This is a genomic window from Rhizobium ruizarguesonis (genome assembly GCF_012349115.1).
GTDB classification, from domain to species: domain Bacteria; phylum Pseudomonadota; class Alphaproteobacteria; order Rhizobiales; family Rhizobiaceae; genus Rhizobium; species Rhizobium ruizarguesonis.
Map to the genome: position 1 here is coordinate 1 of NZ_PQIG01000002.1, position 18,067 is coordinate 18,067.

The 18,067-nt window shown below is 61.5% G+C and carries 18 protein-coding genes; 10 read left to right on the top strand and 8 right to left on the bottom strand.

Translation table 11 applies throughout. The annotated features are described in order from the left end of the window. Positions 1–171 precede the first annotated feature (171 nt). Complete coding sequence (locus tag C3Y91_RS01430) at positions 172–561, bottom strand: DoxX family protein (RefSeq protein ID WP_168275424.1); 390 nt, start codon at positions 559–561, stop codon at positions 172–174. A 250-nt stretch (positions 562–811) separates the two neighbouring features. Between C3Y91_RS01430 and C3Y91_RS01435 the strand changes: the two genes are divergently transcribed. Together C3Y91_RS01435 and C3Y91_RS01440 are read left to right on the top strand one after the other, a co-directional pair. Next, complete coding sequence (locus C3Y91_RS01435; protein ID WP_130665131.1) at positions 812–2,185, top strand: GH1 family beta-glucosidase; 1,374 nt, start codon at positions 812–814, stop codon at positions 2,183–2,185. Positions 2,186–2,298: 113 nt separating this feature from the next. Then, complete coding sequence (locus tag C3Y91_RS01440; protein ID WP_130656255.1) at positions 2,299–4,512, top strand: putative bifunctional diguanylate cyclase/phosphodiesterase; 2,214 nt, start codon at positions 2,299–2,301, stop codon at positions 4,510–4,512. Positions 4,513–4,565: 53 nt separating this feature from the next. On the opposite strand, the gene trhO is transcribed toward C3Y91_RS01440, so the two are convergent. The 4 genes from trhO to C3Y91_RS01460 form a co-directional block, all read right to left on the bottom strand. Next, positions 4,566–5,495: an oxygen-dependent tRNA uridine(34) hydroxylase TrhO gene (trhO, locus tag C3Y91_RS01445; protein WP_024322914.1), complete on the bottom strand. Its 930-nt coding sequence runs from the start codon at positions 5,493–5,495 to the stop codon at positions 4,566–4,568. 71 nt (positions 5,496–5,566) lie between these two features. Next, the gene (locus C3Y91_RS01450; RefSeq protein ID WP_018072735.1) at positions 5,567–6,043 is read right to left on the bottom strand and encodes a VOC family protein; all 477 of its coding nucleotides are present in this window, start codon (positions 6,041–6,043) and stop codon (positions 5,567–5,569) included. A 155-nt stretch (positions 6,044–6,198) separates the two neighbouring features. Next, the gene (locus tag C3Y91_RS01455) at positions 6,199–7,107 is read right to left on the bottom strand and encodes a CHAD domain-containing protein (RefSeq protein WP_024322282.1); all 909 of its coding nucleotides are present in this window, start codon (positions 7,105–7,107) and stop codon (positions 6,199–6,201) included. Continuing rightward, complete coding sequence (locus C3Y91_RS01460; protein WP_024322283.1) at positions 7,085–7,573, bottom strand: CYTH domain-containing protein; 489 nt, start codon at positions 7,571–7,573, stop codon at positions 7,085–7,087. Before C3Y91_RS01460 ends, C3Y91_RS01455 begins: the two co-directional genes overlap by 23 nt. Positions 7,574–7,727: 154 nt before the next feature. Here C3Y91_RS01460 and C3Y91_RS01465 point away from each other — a divergent pair, with 154 nt between their 5' ends. From C3Y91_RS01465 to C3Y91_RS01480, 4 genes are all read left to right on the top strand, one after another. Then, positions 7,728–8,366 carry a 2-dehydro-3-deoxy-phosphogluconate aldolase gene (locus tag C3Y91_RS01465; protein ID WP_024322284.1) on the top strand — a complete coding sequence of 213 codons (639 nt, stop codon included), beginning with the start codon at positions 7,728–7,730 and terminating at the stop codon, positions 8,364–8,366. Between the two features lie 112 nt (positions 8,367–8,478). Further along, complete coding sequence (locus C3Y91_RS01470) at positions 8,479–9,198, top strand: tellurite resistance TerB family protein (protein ID WP_018072739.1); 720 nt, start codon at positions 8,479–8,481, stop codon at positions 9,196–9,198. A gap of 169 nt (positions 9,199–9,367) precedes the next feature. Next, a complete protein-coding gene (locus C3Y91_RS01475; protein WP_024322285.1) occupies positions 9,368–10,063 on the top strand; it encodes a GNAT family N-acetyltransferase in 696 nt (231 codons plus the stop codon). Further along, the gene (locus C3Y91_RS01480; RefSeq protein ID WP_018483508.1) at positions 10,060–10,266 is read left to right on the top strand and encodes a hypothetical protein; all 207 of its coding nucleotides are present in this window, start codon (positions 10,060–10,062) and stop codon (positions 10,264–10,266) included. The genes C3Y91_RS01475 and C3Y91_RS01480 overlap by 4 nt, the downstream gene beginning before the upstream one ends. A gap of 101 nt (positions 10,267–10,367) precedes the next feature. Here the strand turns inward: C3Y91_RS01480 and C3Y91_RS01485 are convergent, their stop codons facing one another. The 3 genes from C3Y91_RS01485 to C3Y91_RS01495 all read right to left on the bottom strand — a co-directional run bounded on the left by C3Y91_RS01485 (position 10,368) and on the right by C3Y91_RS01495 (position 13,111). Beyond that, a complete protein-coding gene (locus C3Y91_RS01485; RefSeq protein ID WP_024322286.1) occupies positions 10,368–11,444 on the bottom strand; it encodes a nickel/cobalt transporter in 1,077 nt (358 codons plus the stop codon). Beyond that, on the bottom strand, positions 11,438–12,079 hold the full coding sequence (locus tag C3Y91_RS01490; RefSeq protein ID WP_024322287.1) for a DUF1007 family protein: 642 nt from the start codon (positions 12,077–12,079) through the stop codon (positions 11,438–11,440). Before C3Y91_RS01490 ends, C3Y91_RS01485 begins: the two co-directional genes overlap by 7 nt. 138 nt (positions 12,080–12,217) lie before the next feature. Further along, positions 12,218–13,111, bottom strand: coding sequence for a LysR family transcriptional regulator (locus C3Y91_RS01495; RefSeq protein ID WP_018483511.1), 894 nt, complete (start codon positions 13,109–13,111; stop codon positions 12,218–12,220). A 527-nt stretch (positions 13,112–13,638) separates the two neighbouring features. Between C3Y91_RS01495 and odc2 the strand changes: the two genes are divergently transcribed. The 4 genes from odc2 to C3Y91_RS01515 all read left to right on the top strand — a co-directional run bounded on the left by odc2 (position 13,639) and on the right by C3Y91_RS01515 (position 18,067). Then, positions 13,639–14,772, top strand: a complete 1,134-nt coding sequence (gene odc2 / locus C3Y91_RS01500; RefSeq protein ID WP_018072744.1) for an ornithine/lysine decarboxylase — start codon at positions 13,639–13,641, stop codon at positions 14,770–14,772. Between the two features lie 94 nt (positions 14,773–14,866). Next, entirely contained in the window at positions 14,867–15,457 is a 591-nt protein-coding gene (locus tag C3Y91_RS01505; protein WP_024322288.1) for a GNAT family N-acetyltransferase, read from the top strand. Between the two features lie 260 nt (positions 15,458–15,717). Continuing rightward, positions 15,718–16,746: a serine hydrolase domain-containing protein gene (locus C3Y91_RS01510; RefSeq protein ID WP_130792047.1), complete on the top strand. Its 1,029-nt coding sequence runs from the start codon at positions 15,718–15,720 to the stop codon at positions 16,744–16,746. Between the two features lie 163 nt (positions 16,747–16,909). Beyond that, positions 16,910–18,067 carry a GGDEF domain-containing protein gene (locus tag C3Y91_RS01515; RefSeq protein WP_168574900.1) on the top strand — a complete coding sequence of 386 codons (1,158 nt, stop codon included), beginning with the start codon at positions 16,910–16,912 and terminating at the stop codon, positions 18,065–18,067.

Consider the following 18,067-nt stretch of genomic DNA (forward strand, 5'->3'; position numbering starts at 1 on the left):
TCTACCCCACCGTCGATGACGGCGTGAAGGGTGTGGCTTTTGTCGAAGCCTGCGTCGCGTCTTCCAAGAAGAACGGCGCATGGGTCAAGGTCTGAATTTACCGATCCACATCGCCCCATGAAAAGGTGCCGAGGCGGGGTCAAGCCGCCTCGGCGTTTTGTTTATTTTTGATCAGGTAGCAGCCGTGCGGCCGCGCTTCAGCAGATTGTCGACGCTCAACGGTCCGGCACCTGCCGCCACCAGATAGAGAAACACGAAGCAGAACAGGATCGCCGCGACGCCGCCGTTCTGGGCGGGGTAGATGCCTTTCGATGCATGCCCGATGAAATAGGCGAAGGCCATCAGGCCGGAGAGCACGAAGGCTGCGATGCGGGTCTGGAATCCCACCAGGACCAGGAAGCCGAGGGTGAGTTCGAGAAGGCCGGCAATCCAGGGCAGCGAGCCTGCGGGCGGCACGCTTGCTGCAACCGGAAAATGCAGGATCTTCTGCGTTCCGTAGCTGAAAAGCACAAGTGACGAGACGATGCGCAGCAAGCTCAGCAGATGGATCGAAGACAGCATTGGATTCCTTTCATATTTGTGATGCCATTTCCCGTGTAAGGATCGCGGTCTCAACGGCCAAGTCACGACTGCTGACATTGCCGTTATGAGGTCGGCTGCGTGGTGGGGGAGGGGCGGCTGCAGCGGCGTTGCAGCTGTTCTGTTTTTCCTCCTGCAACGTTGCAGTTTTTCTCGCCGCCAGCCTGTACTTTGCCTTCAGGCTTGGCTAAATCCGGCGCAAACGGTTCAACCCGAGAGATAGGATTTCCTGATGATCGATCCGAAAAAACTCGCAGACCGCTTTCCCGGTGACTTCACCTTCGGCGTTGCCACCGCCGCCTTCCAGATCGAAGGCGCCAGCAAAGCCGATGGCCGCAAGCCGTCCATCTGGGATGCTTTCTGCAATATGCCCGGCCGCGTCCATAATCGCGATAACGGCGACGTTGCGTGCGATCACTACAATCGCCTGGAACAGGACCTCGATCTCATCAAGGAGATGGGTGTCGAAGCCTACCGGTTCTCGATCGCCTGGCCGCGCATTATCCCCGACGGTACGGGTCCAGTGAACGAGGCCGGCCTCGATTTCTACGACCGGCTGGTTGACGGCTGCAAGGCACGCGGCATCAAGACCTTCGCGACGCTCTACCACTGGGACCTGCCTCTGTTGCTTGCCGGCGAGGGCGGCTGGACCGCGCGCTCGACCGCCTATGCGTTTCAGCGCTATGCCAAGACGGTGATGAACCGCCTTGGCGATCGCCTCGACCGGGTTGCGACTTTCAACGAACCCTGGTGCATCGTCTGGCTCAGCCACCTCTACGGCATCCATGCTCCGGGCGAGCGCAACATGCAGGCCGCCCTTCATGCCATGCATTACATGAACCTTGCCCATGGTCTCGGCGTCGAGGCGATCCGCTCGGAAGCCCCAAATGTGCCCGTCGGGCTTGTGCTCAACGCCGCCTCGGTCATTCCCGGCTCCGACAGCCCGGCCGATCTTGCCGCCGGCGAGCGTGCGCATCAGTTCCACAACGGCGCCTTCTTCGATCCCGTCTTCAAGGGCGAATATCCTAAGGAATTCGTCGAGGCGCTCGGCGACCGCATGCCCGTCATCGAGGATGGCGACCTGAAGCTCATCAGCCAGAAACTCGACTGGTGGGGCCTGAACTATTACAAGCCCGAGCGGGTCACCGACGATGCCGAACGCAAAGGCGATTTCCCCTGGACGGTGGAGGCGCCGCCGGCAAGCGACGTCAAGACCGATATCGGCTGGGAAATCTATGCGCCGGGCCTGAAGCTCTCGATCGAGGATCTCTACCGCCGCTACGAACTGCCGGAATGCTACATCACCGAGAACGGCGCCTGCGACAACACAGATGTCATCGACGGCGAGGTCGACGACACGATGCGCCTCGACTATGTCAGCGATCACCTCGAAATCGTTGCCGGCCTCATCAAGGACGGCTATCCCCTACGCGGCTATTTCGCCTGGAGCCTGATGGACAATTTCGAATGGGCGGAAGGCTACCGCATGCGCTTCGGTCTGGTCCATGTCGATTATGAGACCCAGCTACGCACGGTAAAAAAGAGCGGCAAATGGTATCGCGAACTTGCGACAAAATTCCCGAAGGGCAATCACAAGCCGGGTTAGAGGCGCGTCCTCAGGCGGCGACACAAAAATAGCTCGTCAGAAACCTGCAACAGCCGGTTGCTTAAACGTTTTTGAACCCTTGGCTGGCAAAGTCCGACGGTCAGGGAGTCGTAATGCAGACCGCCGGAAAGTCGCAGAGAAAAGGATTGGGAATAGGCCGTCACATCACCGTCACGGGCGTGCTTTTTTCCTTCGCCGTCATCGTCGCTGTCGTCACCATCATGGTGCTGACGGCGCTCGAACGCGTGTCCGAAAATGCCAATCTCCTCGATGACGAGCGCTCGCGCGAAACGACGGTCGGCGCAGTGAAGACCTTCGAGGATCAGCTCGGCGCGACGCTCGACGATTACGCCGCCTGGGACGACGCCGCCGTCAACGTCTACGCGCCTGATGGCATGGCCTGGACGGTGAGCAATTACGGCGAGATGTCGGTCAACAGCTCGCTGTTCGACATGGCGATCGTCATCGATGGTGAGAAGAAGGCAATCATGGCCTATCGCGACGGCAAGCCGATGGAGGAGCCGCTCACGGATTTCTTCGCGCCGTCGCTCTGGACCCTGCTCGACACGGTGAAGGCGGCCGGTCCGGCCGATCGTCCTCAGGCGGTCGGTTTCGTCACCACCAAGCGGGGCATTGCCGCCGTCGGCGTGGCATTGGTGCGGAAAAAGTCTGGTGCGCTTGACGTGCCCGCCGACCAGCATCGTTATCTCGTTTTCGCTCGCCATCTCGATGACGACAGGGTGACTGCTCTCGGCCAGACCTATGTCATCGGCGGGCTGAGGCTGGCGCCGCCGAGCTTTGCGGCCGACTATCTCGTACCGATCGTCGATCCGACGGGGGCAACGCTCGGCAAGCTCGTCTGGGCCTCGCGTTCACCCGGCGATATCGCCTATGCACAGGTGCGGCCGATGGTCATCCAGGCGCTCGGTCTCGTCGGATTGTTTTTCGTAGTGCTGCTGGTCATCGGCTGGCTTGCCGGCCGCCGCCTGAAGGCAGAGGAAGGCAGCGCCCGCGAGGAGGCGCTGCGCGACAGGCTGAGCGGCCTTTCCAATCGGGATGGTCTCGGGCTCGCCGTCGATCGTTTTGTCATCGAAGCACGCCAGACAAAGCGCAATGTGCTGCTCCTCTACCTCGACCTCGATGGCTTCAAGGAAGTCAACGACAGCTATGGTCACGGCACCGGCGATCAGTTGATCCGTGCGGTCGCGGCCGGGCTCGCTGTGCTCATTCCGCAGGGTGCGGTTCTCGCCCGTATTGGCGGCGACGAATTTGCGATCGCCTTTCTCTCCGACAGCGAAAATGCCGCCGCCCTGCAGCTTGCCGAACAGATCCTCGATTTTCTCGTCGAGCCATTGGAGATCGGTCGCCGTGTCGTCGTCGTCGGGGCAAGCATTGGTATCGCCATGTCGCCTTTCGGTGCGATCGGGCGTGAGGAGCTGGTGCGCCGTTCCGACCTTGCCATGTACAAGGCAAAGGAGGCCGGCCGCGCGCGCATGACGCTCTACGATCCGTCGATGGATGCCGATCGAGAGCAGCGCAATGCGCTGGAACTCGACCTTCGGATCGCTATCGAAAGCGGCGACCTGACGCTTGCCTACCAGCCGCTGATCGATGCGGCGACGCATGCGATGACCGGCGTCGAGGCGCTGGTGCGCTGGAACCGTCCGGGCCATGGCCCTGTATCGCCCGAACTGTTTATCCCAATTGCCGAGACCAGCGGCCTCATCGAATCGCTCGGTCTGTTCGTGCTACGCAAAGCCTGCGAGACGGCGAAACAATGGCCGGACCTCAACGTTTCGGTCAACGTCTCGCCCGGCCAGTTCCGCAATCCCGCCTTTACCGACTATGTGCGCTACGTGCTGAAGCAGACGGAGATTGAGGCCGGCCGCATCACGCTCGAGATCACCGAAGGCTACATGATCCAGAATCCGCAGCGCACCCGCCAGTCGATCGAACGGTTGAAGGGGCTGGGGGTCAAGGTGGCGCTCGACGATTTTGGTTCTGGCTTCTCCTCGATCGGTTATCTCAGGCAGTTCGGCTTCGACCGCATCAAGATCGACCGTTCGCTGGTCATGGGTGTCAACGAAGACAAACGCCAGCGCGAGATGCTGCAGGCGACGGTGGCGCTCGCCCGCTCGCTCGACATTCCGGTGACGGCCGAAGGCATCGAGACCGAGGAGCAGGCAATAGCCATGCGCCTTTTCGGCTGCGACTGCCTGCAGGGCTATTGGTTCGGAAAGCCTGTGACATCAGACCTTATCACCGAGATGCTGAACGAGCGGCGTGCAGCCGGGCCGGAAACTCGGCGCCGTATCGGCGCAGCCTGACCGGCGGCCCGATCATCCTCAGGCAGCAAGGCTGGTCCAAACGGAACCCCGGCTCAGCTGCCGATATGCCGTTGGCCGCGCTTTTTCGCGAGGGCGATCTGGTGCTGCCGCTGACGGTAGCGCAGCCGGTCTTCCTCCGTGCGCGAGTGGTAGCAGTGGCTGCAGGAAACGCCTTCCTCGTAGAGCGGCGAGCTGATTTCCTCGGCGGTGATCGGGTTGCGGCAGGCGTGGCACAGCCTGTGTTCGCCTTGCTTCAGACCGTGCTCGACGGAGACGCGCTCGTCGAAGACGAAGCAGGCGCCATCCCAGAGGCTTTCCTCCTGCGGCACTTCCTCCAGATATTTCAGGATGCCGCCCTTCAGATGATAGACCTCGTCGAAGCCCTCAGCCTTCATGAAAGCGGTGGCCTTCTCGCAACGTATTCCGCCGGTGCAGTACATGGCGACCTTCGGCTTGTTGTGCAGGCCGGTATTGTTGCGCACCCAATCGGGAAATTCACGGAAAGTCTTGGTCTTCGGGTCGAGCGCGCCGCGAAAGGTGCCGATTGCCGTCTCGTAATCGTTGCGGGTGTCGATGACGATGGTATCAGGATCGGAAATCAAAGCGTTCCAGTCCTTGGCCGCCACATAGGTGCCGACCACCTTGTTGGGGTCGATGTCCTCCACGCCCATGGTGACGATTTCTTTCTTCAGCTTCACCTTCATGCGCAGGAAGGGCATTTTCGAGGCGCGGCTTTCCTTGTGCTCCAGGCCCGAAAATTCCGGCTGGGCGCGCAGGAAGGCGAGCGCGGCGTGAATGCCGGCATCCGGGCCCGCGATCGTGCCGTTAATGCCTTCATGCGCCAGAAGCAGCGTTCCCTTGACGCCGTTCTCCTCGCAAAGCGTCTGCAGCGGCGCTTGCAGGCTGGCAAAGCGCGGCACGGAAACGAAATGGTAAAGTGCGGCCACGAGGAACGGGCTGGTGTGGGTCAGGCTGTCGGTCATGGGCCGGAAATACAGAAAATCGGCGGGCCGCGCAATTGCCTTCGCCAGCGGCGGCCTTGATCGCTGATCGATTACGCTCGCGCCTGCCACGCGGAAAACGGCCGCACGCCGAAACTCCGGTCGGGGATGTCGTCGAGAACGTTGATGAACTCGATCGAGTGCCCGTCCGGATCCTTGAAATAGATCGACAGCGCCGGCATCCAGCCGAGAACCACCGGTTCCGTCACCGGTTCACCGGCAAAGCCGAGAGGTTCCACACCCTTTGCCCTGAGAATGGCGGGCGCCTGAAGCACGCCGTTGGCGGTCATGCGGAAGGCGATATGCAGCCGCATCTTCAGCGGCCCGGTTCCTGTTTCCCAAAGGCCGAGCATGCCGGTCTTCCTGTCGTCCACCCAGAGGAAAGCGACTTTACGCTCCTCGAATGAGGCGGCAGGTTCGAGCCCGACGACATCGCGGTAGAAATCCGTGGAGGTCTTGAGATCGGCAACGGTCAGATGGGTCTCGTAGAGCCCGAGCACCTTCGGCATCGCGGCATTTTCGGCGGTCATTTTTTCCTCGCGGATCAAGTCTCTGCTTGTTCGACCACCGCAGGCTAGGACCTCAAGATTGGTTGAGGTCAACAGGTTTCCCCGCGAAAATCTTCAGATGCTGAAGCAATCGGAAATGCAGAGCAGCGCACAAGCACTTCCGGTTTCGCCGTCTCTCAACTCCCGGCCATCAGCCAGAGAAGCTCGATGCGCTGCGCTTCCTCGTCGGCATCATCGGCGAAGACGGCTTCGGCTTTGATCAGCGCTTGCCGCCGGTCTTCCTGCTGGCGGAAGATGATGATGTCGAGCAGATGCGCCAGGTCGTCATTGCGAGTGAAGAGCTGCGGTTCGGCCTCGACCAGTTCGGAGAGCACGGTGAGATCGTGGATGTGACCGAGATCCTCGACGAGTTCCTTGGCCGCATCCCGCTTGGCCTTCATCGCGCCCGGCCAGACGTCGCGCAAAAGGGTATGGTAGAGCCGATAGTCGTAGGTGCGTTTGCGCAGATCGTGGAAATCGTCGGCCGATGCCTCGCCGTGGCAAGCCGCAAGCGCGGCCTTGGCCTTGCGCGCAGTGCGGCGCCAGCTCTTCGCCAGCATGCGTGCATTCTTGCGGTGGCCGCCATCAAAGGAGACTGCGTCCAATGCGGCGATCGCCTCCTTCAGAACGCCGGAGGTTTCCGCGAGCCGCTGTTCCAGGCCGCTTTCGGCTTCGGCCATCCAGTCACGGCGTCCTTCGAGAATGGTGACGATGCGGCCGAGCGCCTCGCTCTCCTCGTTCCCGCGGGCTGCATGATGCAGATATTGAGCGGTGCCGATGAGGGCGGTAGCGTCGCGGATCGCCGAAAGCGAGCGTGCGGCATCGCGCAGCCGCGCATTTTCCTGGGCCTGAAAATCCGGCGTCTCGCGGGCCACGAGGCGATAGAGCGAGCGTAGTCGCTTCAGGTTCTTGCGGAAAGAATGGATCGCCTCATGCGCGCCGTCCGGGCGTTCCCCGAGGACAGTGACGGCGTGTTCCAGCTGCTTGGTCGCGACGCTGCGGAACGCTTCGGTGAAATCGGCGTCAGGCCGAATGCGATAGGCCATGCCTGTCGTGCCCGTATTCTGTGGCAAGCGCCTGGTTGGAATAACGGAAATCGCCGGTCACTTCGCGGCCGAGCCAGGCGGGCAGGGCCGGATCATCGGTTTCCGCCGTCATTTCGACCTCGGCGATTACCAGTCCACGATGCTCGCCGGTAAAGACGTCGACTTCCCAGACGAACCCCTCATGCGGAACGCGGTAGCGCGTCTTCTCGATGACGACGCCGATCGCGTTCTGCAACAGCTCTTCGGCGTCGGCGATCGGTATATCGTATTCGAATTCGTCACGGGTGATGGTGCTGCGGCCGATCTTGATCGTCAGTCTCGCCTTCTTGCCGTCGAGGACGCGTACCCGCACGGAACGATCGTCCATCGAGGCGATGTAACCCTGCCTGAGGACAGATTTCGTCTCGACAGCGGAACGCCATCCATCGCTGCGTACGAGAAACTTCCGCTCGATCTCTTTCGCCATACCGGTGAACCTTTTGTGACGATTGCGGCACGGTAGACCAATTTCCGCGCATTTCCTACCCATCTTGTCATATGGCCTGGTTTTATCTCGACAAGGTTCCGCCGGGGCGTTATTCGGGATCCGAATTCAATCGTTTCAAGGAAGTCGCACGACCATGGGCGAGAAAACAGAGAAGCTCCTTTCCATCCTGAAACTCCAGCCGGTCGTTCCGGTTTTGATCGTCGACGATGCCAAGTCGGCGGTGCCGCTGGCCCGGGCGCTCGTCGCGGGCGGGCTGAAGGCGATCGAGATCACCATGCGCACGCCGGCAGCACTCGAGGCCGTGCGCGCTGTCGCAGCCGAGGTCGAGGGCGCCGAAGTCGGCGCCGGCACGATCCTCAATGTCGCCCATTGGGAGGCTGCCGTCGCGGCCGGTTCGAAGTTCATCGTCAGCCCGGGCACGACGCAGGAGCTGCTCGATGCCGCTGCCGATTCCGACGTGCCGCTGCTTCCGGGGGCCGCGACCGCCAGCGAAGTCATGGCGCTGCGCGAAGAAGGCTACCAGGTGCTGAAATTCTTCCCGGCCGAGCAGGCCGGTGGCGCCGCCTATCTCAAGGCGCTGTCCTCGCCGCTTGCCGGCACGCTATTTTGCCCGACCGGCGGCATTTCGCTGAAGAACGCCGATGATTATCTCTCGCTGCCGAACGTCATCTGCGTCGGCGGCTCGTGGGTGGCGCCGAAGGAACTGGTCGCGGCCGGCGACTGGGCTGGCATTACCAAGCTCGCGGCAGAGGCGGCAGCGCTGAAGGCCTGAGTTTCGGCAGGGGGCGGGCGAGCCTGACGGCTCGATCCCGCTCCCCCTATTTGTATTTCAGCCGTCGCAAACCTATGTTCTCCTCCAGTTTCAAACAGGGAGACGACGAGGAATGTTCGACGCAAAGAAGCTTCTCGACCAGTTCTTGGGTTCACAGATGCCGGGTCTCGGCGGTTCGGTCCGCGACAGGGCCGGCGACGCCGTGCAGACGGCAAAGAACAATCCGCTGGCGACTGGCGCCATTGCCGCCGTGCTTCTCGGCACCAAGACCGGCCGCGGTATTGCCGGCAATGCACTGGCGATCGGCGGTCTTGCCGCGATTGCCGGCCTCGGCTACCAGGCCTACAAGAATTACCAGGCGGGACAGGCGCCCGCAGCCCCCTCGGATGCACCGTCGGCAAATAATCCGGTTCTCCTACCGCCGCCTGCCGAATCCGGTTTCGGACCGACATCGCCTGCCGGCAGCAATGAATTCGTCCTCGTGCTGATCCGCGCGATGATCGCCGCCGCCAAGGCCGACGGCCATATCGACGATGCCGAACGCGCCCTCATCATGGACAAGGTCAAGGCCGCCGATGTCAGCGGCGAGGCAGCGGCCTTCATCGAGCATGAACTCGCTTCGCCGACGGATATTGATGCGCTCGTTGCCGCCGCGACGACGGAAGAACAGCGCGTCGAGCTTTACACCGCCTCGCGGCTGACCATCGACCCGGATTCGCGCGCCGAGCGCGGTTATCTCGATCTGCTTGCCGGCCGCCTCGGCCTTGCCGACCAACTGGTCGACCATATCGAGGCAACGGTGTCCTCGGCCAAGGTGACCTTGTCACAGTGACATCTAAAGCATGTCGCGCAAAACTGTGCAGCGGTTTTGCGACAACGACATGCGTTGGAAATAAGGACCGAAAGCGCGAGGAGCGAATCTGAAAGATTGCGACGCGCTTTAGGCCGGTTGCCTTTGTTGGGTGGCTGGCCTATCCACTCTTGCGAAAAAGGGAGTGGACATGCGCGATCTTGCAAATTTCAAGGGCTGCCCGGCGCCGAAGCCGGTCACACTGAAGGGCCGTTTCGTTACCGTGGAGCCCTATCGGCGCGCCGAACATCTCGAGGCGCTGTGGGACGGGCTCGGCGGCATGGGCATCAATCCGCTGCTTCTCTATTTCGCCCAGGACGACTTCTCCGGTATCGACGATTTCGCCAACTGGCTGGAAAGCGCCTACACCAAGTCCGGCTGGCTCACCCATATCTTCCGCGACAACGCCACCGGCAAGATTCAAGGCATGGCCAATTACATGCGCGCCGACCCGGCGAACGGTGTCGTCGAGATCGGCGGTGTGGCGCATGGCGTCGAGATGAAGCGTTCGCCGCTTTCAACCGAGGCGCATTATCTGATGGCCAAACACGTCTTCGAGGATCTCGGATACCGCCGCTACGAATGGAAATGCGACAATAACAACGAAGCGAGCAAGACGACGGCCGCCCGTTACGGCTTCAGCTTCGAAGGGGTCTTCCGCCAGCACATGATCTCCAAGCATCGAAACCGCGACACCGCCTGGTTCTCGATGATCGATGCCGAATGGCCGATGATCAACGATGCCTTCGAAGCCTGGCTTTCGCCTGGGAATTTCGACGCCGAGGGCAACCAGATCCGCCGCCTGCAGGATGTCCGCGCCGATCTTGAAAAGGAAAGGCTCGTATGAGCCCGGAAAGCCGCTCGCAGGCAACCGCCGCCGGCATCATCCTGCTTGGCGCCGCTCTCGTCATCTATTTCCTGCCGACCATCGTGCTGTGGATCGGCAATTTCTCGCCGACGCTGGCGATCGTCGTCGGCGTCTGCCTGATCCTGGCATTTTTTGCAGTTTTCTGGCTGCGGGCGCGCTACCAGCGCAGCCGGGGGAAATAGGTCCAGAGCATTTCCGTTGCTCTCCGAGTCACGGAAATGCTCGATCGTTGTTTTGCGCAAGTCCGGACGCAAAACCGCTGCGCACTTTTGCTGGAATTGCTCTAGCCCTGCAGCGAGGCCCCGAGCAGCAGAGCGCCCATCAGCATGACAAGCACGGCGCCGAGGATTTCGATGGCGTTGCCGATCCAGATCGAGGCGGTCGAGCCGCGTCCGGAGAGGCGGACGGCCGCACTCTTGGCGGTGACGGCAAGTGTGGCAAGCAGGGAAACGGTGATCGCCGTGCCAAGCGACATGGCGGCGACCGAAAGCACGCCGCCGAGATAGAGCCCGTTCAATAGCGAGAAGGTCATGACCAGAAGTGCGCCGGAGCAGGGGCGCAGACCGACGGCAACGATCGCCGACCAGGCCTCGCGGACGCTGAACCTGTCGCCGCCGAGCAGGGCCGGATCGGGCACATGGGCATTGCCGCAGGTCTCGCAGACAATGCCGGGAACGAAGGTGTGGCCGGCTTCCACAGCCTGCGCCTTGCCGTTGAAGGCATAGGCCTGGCGTTCGGCGGCATTGTCCTTCCAGTCGAGCATCATGCTGACCGGACCGGCAGGCGTCGCCATCAGCCGGCGGCGCGGCATGTTGCCCACCATCGAGCGCAGTTTGCGGAACAGCAACCAGCCGCCGAACAGGATGACCATGACGAAGCTTGCGATCTCCATCGCGTGCGTCGCCGCCGTCAGCGTGATGCCGGTGCCGCGCAGCACCAGCCAGGCGCCGCCGACCAGCGCCACCGCTACCACGCCCTGGACGAAGGCCGAAATGAAGGAAATCACCACGCCGCGCTTCAATTCTACCTCGTTGGCGATCATGTAGGAGGAGATGACCGCCTTGCCGTGGCCCGGACCGGCGGCATGGAAGACGCCATAGGCGAAGGAGAGGCCGATCAGCGATGCCAGCTGCCACGGGTCTTGGCGCATCGCCTTCAAGGCGCCGGTCAGCGCCCGATAGAAGGCCTGCTGCTCATAGTTCACATAGAGCAAAAGCGGTGCGAGTGGCCCGCCTGTCGGCTGGAAGCTTGGTTCCGCCGTGCCGATGCCGAGCGGCGATTGCGCATGAGCGAGACTTGCAGCCGTCACCAGCGTAAGGGTCGCTGCGGAAAGGATGAGGGGCAGGCGTTTTGTCAGCATGTGACCTCCAGCCGGGTGGCGAAGAGTTTGGACATGTTGGTGCCGGTCGGATCGTTGAAGAAGGCGTCGGTCAGCGACTGTTTGTTTTGCGAGATCACCTCGTCGGCATCCGGCCGCACCACCTGATGTTTGCAGGCCTTGAAGCCGTCTCCGACGATTGCCAGCTCGTTGTCTGTGGGAAAATCGATCGAGGTGTAGAGCGTCGGGTCGTAGACGCCGAAGGTGAGCCTGCCCTTCAGCGGCATCTTCTCCACCGGCTTCACCGCGAAGAACATCAGCAGCTGGCCATCCTTGTAGTCGACATGGATGATGTCGGGCTTCTGGACGGTGATGTTCTTCCCGTTGATCGTCAGGTTCATGTAGTAGTCGTAATCGGCAAGCGACTTCTTGACCGTGTTGCCGACGTCGGTCAGCTCGTTCGGCTCCAGCTTCAGGTCGGTGTTCTTGTCGAAATCCATGACCACAGAGGACGAAAAGACCTCGTCGAAGCGCCAGACATTGCGCAGTTCCTCGACATTGCCGTCCTTGCCGGCCACGACTTCGAGACGCGCCTCCACGAAGATGTGCGGATGGGCAAAGGCTGCGGCCGGTGCCAGCGAAAGAAGCGCGGCGATCAGTATCGTTGATTGTCTCATCTATCCCGCTGCTCTGTTCGCTGCCCCTGACTTCTTGCCAGAAATTGGGACGGAATTGGGACCGGGCTCGGCATCGGATTCGCCGGACCGGATGTTGATCCGGGGCGGAATGTCGCATCGCTCCGTGAGGCCGTCGCCCTACGGATGCTTCTTGAACCAGTTGTGCAGGTAATCGACGAAGATCCTTACCTTGGCCGGCAGGTAGCGCCGGTGCGGATAGACGGCATAGATGCCGCGGTCGGTCGGGATGTAATCATTGAACAGCGTTACCAGTTCGCCGCTCTCGATCGGTTTGCGGGCGATGAAATCCGGGATGAAGGCTATGCCGATACCGGCGAGTGCCGCGCGTAATGTCGCATGCGGACTGTTGACCTCTATCGGTCCGGAAACGGCGACGGCGAACGAGGTGTTGTCGGGATTGTGGAAACGGATGCTCGCCTGGGTGCGCGCATTGGTGTCGACGATGAAGGGGACGTTGGAAAGGGCCGTCGGGTGATCGAGATCGGGATAACGCTCGAGAAACTCGGGTGTGGCGCAGATATGGATGCGGAAATCCGAGATCTTGCGGGCGATCATGCCGGAATCTTCGAGCTTGGTGATGCGGATCGCCACGTCGAAGCCTTCCTCTATCAGATCGACGAACCGGTCATCGGCAGCGATCTCCAGCGAAAGGTCGGGGTTCTCCTTGGCGAAATCGATCAGCGACTGGCCGACATCGGCATCGACGAACGTGCGCGGCACGGAAATGCGCAGCCGTCCCTTGAGCTGTGCATTGTTCTCACGCACGAGATCGGCGAGGTTGTCGATCTCCTTGAGGATATCGGAAGCGGTGCGATAATAGGTGTGGCCAGCTTCAGTCATCGAGAACTGCCGGGTGGTACGGTTGAGCAGCAGCGCGCCGAGCTCATCCTCCAGTTCACGCACATATTTGGAGAGCAGCGCCTTCGAGCGGCCGGTGCGCCGCGCCGCAGCGGAAAAGCCCTCGGCTTCGACGACATCGATGAAAGCACGTATGCGGGTCAAGGTATCCATGGCACCCCTCGGGCTGTTTCGGAATGTTGAACAAATTGGCTTGTTTTGTTCAATTATTTTTTTGGCCCAAGATCAAAAAATCGCTTGATTATGAAGGCGAATATTCTTATTTCCCACTCAGCCCAAAGTCGCACGTGCCCATGGGTGTCCGCCGAACCCTCGAATTGGTGAGGAAATCGGTAAGGTACCTGGAATTAACCCCTCCAGTCGCTATTCCGGCCAACCGGAAAATGCGAGGACGCCTGAAGCAACGACGGTGCGGGCCTTTTTGTTCTCTCCCTGCTTTCCATCAGCGGGGGTTACTGAAGAGGCACACCATCATTGCCGGAAGTGCGGTTGGGATTCTCCCTCCAATCCATGGCAGACAAAGCCGAACTTACACCGCATCGCGGCGTTGGTTCACTATCCGCGCATCGAGCGCTTGCTATGGTTCCGGGGTCTCCACCGGCTGGTTCCAATGCGAGCTATCGTATGCCCTTTGTCCTCCGGTTCAAACCGGAGCTCTGGAATTGGAAGAGGGAATCGATATGACCACCCAGCGCATCCGCGACTTTCTCGCAACCCGACGTCCCGATGGTCCCTGCCTCGTGGTTGACCTCGACGTCGTTCGCGACAATTTCCACGCCTTCCGTCACGCCATGCCGGACAGCGCCATCTACTATGCCGTCAAGGCCAACCCGGCCCCGGAAGTGCTGAAGCTGCTCGCGGGCCTCGGCTCCAATTTCGATTGCGCATCCGTTGCCGAAATCGAAATGGCGCTCGAAGCCGGCGCGACTGCCGCCCGCATTTCCTACGGCAACACGATCAAGAAGGAACGTGACGTTGCCCGCGCGCATGCGCTCGGCGTCAGCCTCTTTGCCGTCGACAGCCATGAGGAAGTCGAGAAGATTTCGCGCGCCGCTCCCGGCGCCCGTGTCTTCTGCCGCGTGCTCACGGATGGTGAAGGCGCTGAATGGCCGCTGTCGCGCAAGTTCGGCTGCGTTCCGCAGATGGCTGTCGACGTTCTCGTCTACGCCCATCAGCTTGGCCTGCACTCCTACGGCGTCTCGTTCCATGTCGGTTCGCAGATGACCAAGGTCGATGCCTGGGATTCGGCGCTCGCCGATGCCAAGCGCGTCTTCGTATCGCTTGCCAAGCAGGGTATCCACCTGCAGATGGTCAACATGGGCGGCGGCTTCCCGACCAAGTACCTGCGTGACGTTCCGTCCGCAGAAGCTTACGGCAAGTCGATCTACCAGGCGCTGCGCACGCATTTCGGCAACCAGATCCCGCAGACGATCATCGAGCCGGGCCGCGGCATGGTCGGCAATGCCGGTGTCATCAAGGCGGAAGTCGTTCTGATTTCGAAGAAGTCGGACAATGACGATGCCCGCTGGGTCTTCCTCGACATCGGCAAGTTCGGCGGTCTCGCCGAGACGATGGACGAAGCCATCCGCTATCCGATCCGCACGGATCACGACGGCGATGAGATGGAGCCCTGCGTCATCGCCGGCCCGACCTGCGATTCGGCCGACGTGCTCTACGAGAAGAACCTTTATCCGCTGCCGATCTCCCTTTCGATCGGCGACGAGGTTCTGATCGAAGGCACCGGCGCCTATACGACGACCTATTCGGCGGTCGCTTTCAACGGTTTCGAACCGCTGAAGGCTTACGTCATCTAAGGTCGTTTCCGCCGGCCCCGTAACCAGCCGGGGCGGCAATTTCACAATTTTCCTTCATCGCCGCTGATAACGGTATTGGGTACGGGAGGCCAAGATGGCCGCTGTTCTTGATTCTGTCCGCGCATTCTTTGCGCCCACCACTTTCACCATCGACGCCGAAAATCCCTCGGATGTCGTTGCTCGTGAAAACCTGCTCGACCGCGTCATGGGCGCGGATCGCCGCAAGAAATCGTCGGAGAAGATCCGCCGCAACCGGGTTCCGGCCGAGGGTCTTGCGCTCGTCGCGCGCGATCGCGACGGCCGTGTCATCGGTACGGTGCGGCTCTGGAACATCGAGGCCGGCGTCAATGACGAAGGCACGCCGATCAATGCACTGCTGCTCGGGCCGCTCGCTGTTGCCTCGCAGCATGGCGGCAAGGGCATCGGCGCGGCGTTGATGCGCGCGGCGGTCCTCGAAGCGAAGAATCGCGGGCATGGCGCCGTCCTGCTCGTCGGCGATGCGGCCTATTACGAGCGTTTCGGCTTCTTTGCCGAAAAGGCCTGCCATCTCGTCATGCCGGGTCCGTTCGAACGCTCGCGCTTTCTTGCGCTCGAACTCACGGAAGGCTGGCTTGACGGCGCGGCCGGCATGATCGTCCCTTCGGGGCGCATGCTGGCCAGCGCGCCGGTTCGCCGCGCAGCCTAGCGGATCGACCCGAAAAGACGCGCGGCTCTGTAAGGCTGCGCCGACCGGCCGGCCAGGTCGGGAATTCTTCCCCCGGCTGGTACTGTCCGCGCCGTTTGACCACCCAGGCAGGCGGGCCTGGTGTGGTTGCGGCGCGGATATCTTTTTGGCGGGTGAAGCGGCGCGTGGTCGCTAGCTCCCCGGCGCACGCGGAAACACAATCGCGTGAAACGGGCCGACGGCACGCGAACATGTCGCGGCGATATCCTATCTTGCGCCGCATGATCCGCCTTCTCTCCCTTCTGCTTCTCCTCTGCCTGCCGCTTGCCGCAACGGAGCCGGTGGCTGCCCAGAGCACGGCTTCCGCCGTTGCCGGGCTTGGTCCGCGTCTCGATCACGCGGCGAGCGACCCTGCGATGGGGTCTCTCAAGACGGTGATCGTCGCTCGCGACGGACGCATGCTCAGCGAGCGCGGGTTCCATGGTCATTCGCCGTCGGAATCGACCAATATCAAATCCGCTTCGAAGTCGATCATTTCGGCGCTGGTCGGTATCGCCATCGACAAAGGCCTGCTCAACGGGCCGGATCAGAAGATCGCGCCGATCCTTAAGGCGGATCTTCCGGCATCACCAGACCCGCGCATCAACGACATCACCATCGGTAATCTTCTATCCATGCAGGCCGGGCTCGATCGCATGTCGGGGCCGAACTACGGCCACTGGGTCTCCTCGCGCAACTGGGTGCGTTTTGCGCTCTCGCAGCCTTTCGTCGATCAGCCCGGTGGCGAGATGCTCTACTCCACCGCATCCACGCATCTGCTTTCGGCCATTCTCACCAAGGTCGGCCGGCGGTCGACGCTGGCGCTGGCGCGCGAATGGCTGGGTCCTGTCGACGGTTTCCGCATCGGTGCCTGGGAGCGCGATCCGCAGGGCATCTATCTCGGCGGCAATCAGATGGCGATGAGCGCCCGGTCGCTGCTTGCCTTCGGCGAACTCTACCGCAACGGCGGCAAGACCGCCGATGGCCGCCAGATCGTCCCTGCCGACTGGATCTCCCAGTCGTGGCAGCAGCGCACAAACTCGCGCTTCTCGGGCGATGAATATGGCTATGGCTGGTTCACGCGGCAGATCGGCGGCGAGCAGGTGCATTTCGCCTGGGGTTATGGCGGGCAGATGCTCTACATCGTGCCGTCGCTCGATCTCACCGTCGTCATGACCTCGGAAGAGAGCGGTTCGTCTGCCCGGAATGGCTACAGGGACTTGCTGCACGGTCTGTTGGCGGACATTATCGGCGCGGTGCGGGCCGCCTGAAGACAGTGCCGCGTGTCTTTGCAGACGCGTAAAGGACGCTGCAACGCTTGAATTGCTGCATTATGCAGCAGGAAAACCCCGAGATCGTTAAATTCTTAGCGAAGCCTCCAATCAAACCGCAAAACGCTTGCTGTAAGTTCCACGGGAATTTCGGGAAAGCGCCATGCTGCTGGATCTCAGGACAATCTATTTCATTGTTGCCGTGAGCTGTTTCGTGCTGGGCATTCTCCAGCTTGCAGCCTATGCGACCGGCCGCTTCGAGAGGTGGCCGCTGTGGTGGGGTCTGAGCAACCTTCTTGTCGGCGTCGGGTCCTTCCTCGTCGCGTTGCGCAATCTCGTTCCCACCTCCGTCTCGATCGACGGCGGCAATATCGTCACCATCGCCGGCTACATGCTGATGTTCTTTGCCGTGCGGGTGTTTTCGGGACGAGCGCTCGACCAGCGCACCTTCTGGCTTGCCATCGTCCTCGTCAGCGTTCCTGTCGTACTCATCGTCAGCGATCCGTCGGCAGTCTCGGCGAGGCTCCTCTACGTCTCCGTCATCTGCTGCCTCTGCGATCTTGCCGTCGCAAGGGAGGCAATTGGCATTGTCCGGCGCGAGAGGCTTTATTCGGCAGCCTTGCTTGTCGGTCTCTATGTCTGCACTGCGGCGATCTTTGCGGTTCGCAGCATTCTCGCGGCGACCGGTGAGATTGGCGGGCCGGATCCTTTCGGCAGCAGTGCAATTCACAGCTGGATGGCGGTGTCGGCGGTCGCGTTCATCATGCTGCTCAGCATGGCCATGGTGCTGATGGCCGCCGAGCGCAGCCGAAATCAGCTGACGGAACTCGCTCACCACGATCCGCTGACCGGCGCGCTCAATCGCGGCGGCCTTGCCCAGCATCTGCCGGCTCTCGGTTCCCAGCCGGTATCGCTGCTGATCATCGACATCGACCATTTCAAGCAGTTGAACGACAGGCATGGCCATGCCGCCGGCGACGACATGCTGCGGCTTTTCGCCAGCGTTTCGAGAGGTATCATGCGCTCCGACGATCTGCTCGCCCGCCAAGGTGGCGATGAGTTCCTGGCGGTGCTGAGAAATGTTTCCTGCGAAGATGCGGTGGCGATTGCCGAGCGCATCCGTCTCGCCTTCGCCGCTGCCGTCATGCAGCAGCCGGACCTGGCGATCTTTCCGACGCTGAGTATCGGCGTTGCCGCGCGCGGGGAACGCGGCGGAGATTTTGAACGGCTGATGCAGAAGGCGGATGAGGCGCTCTATCGTTCAAAGCGCGAAGGCCGCAACCGCGTCGAAGCCTTCTGGGAAAATCAGCAGGCCGCTTAG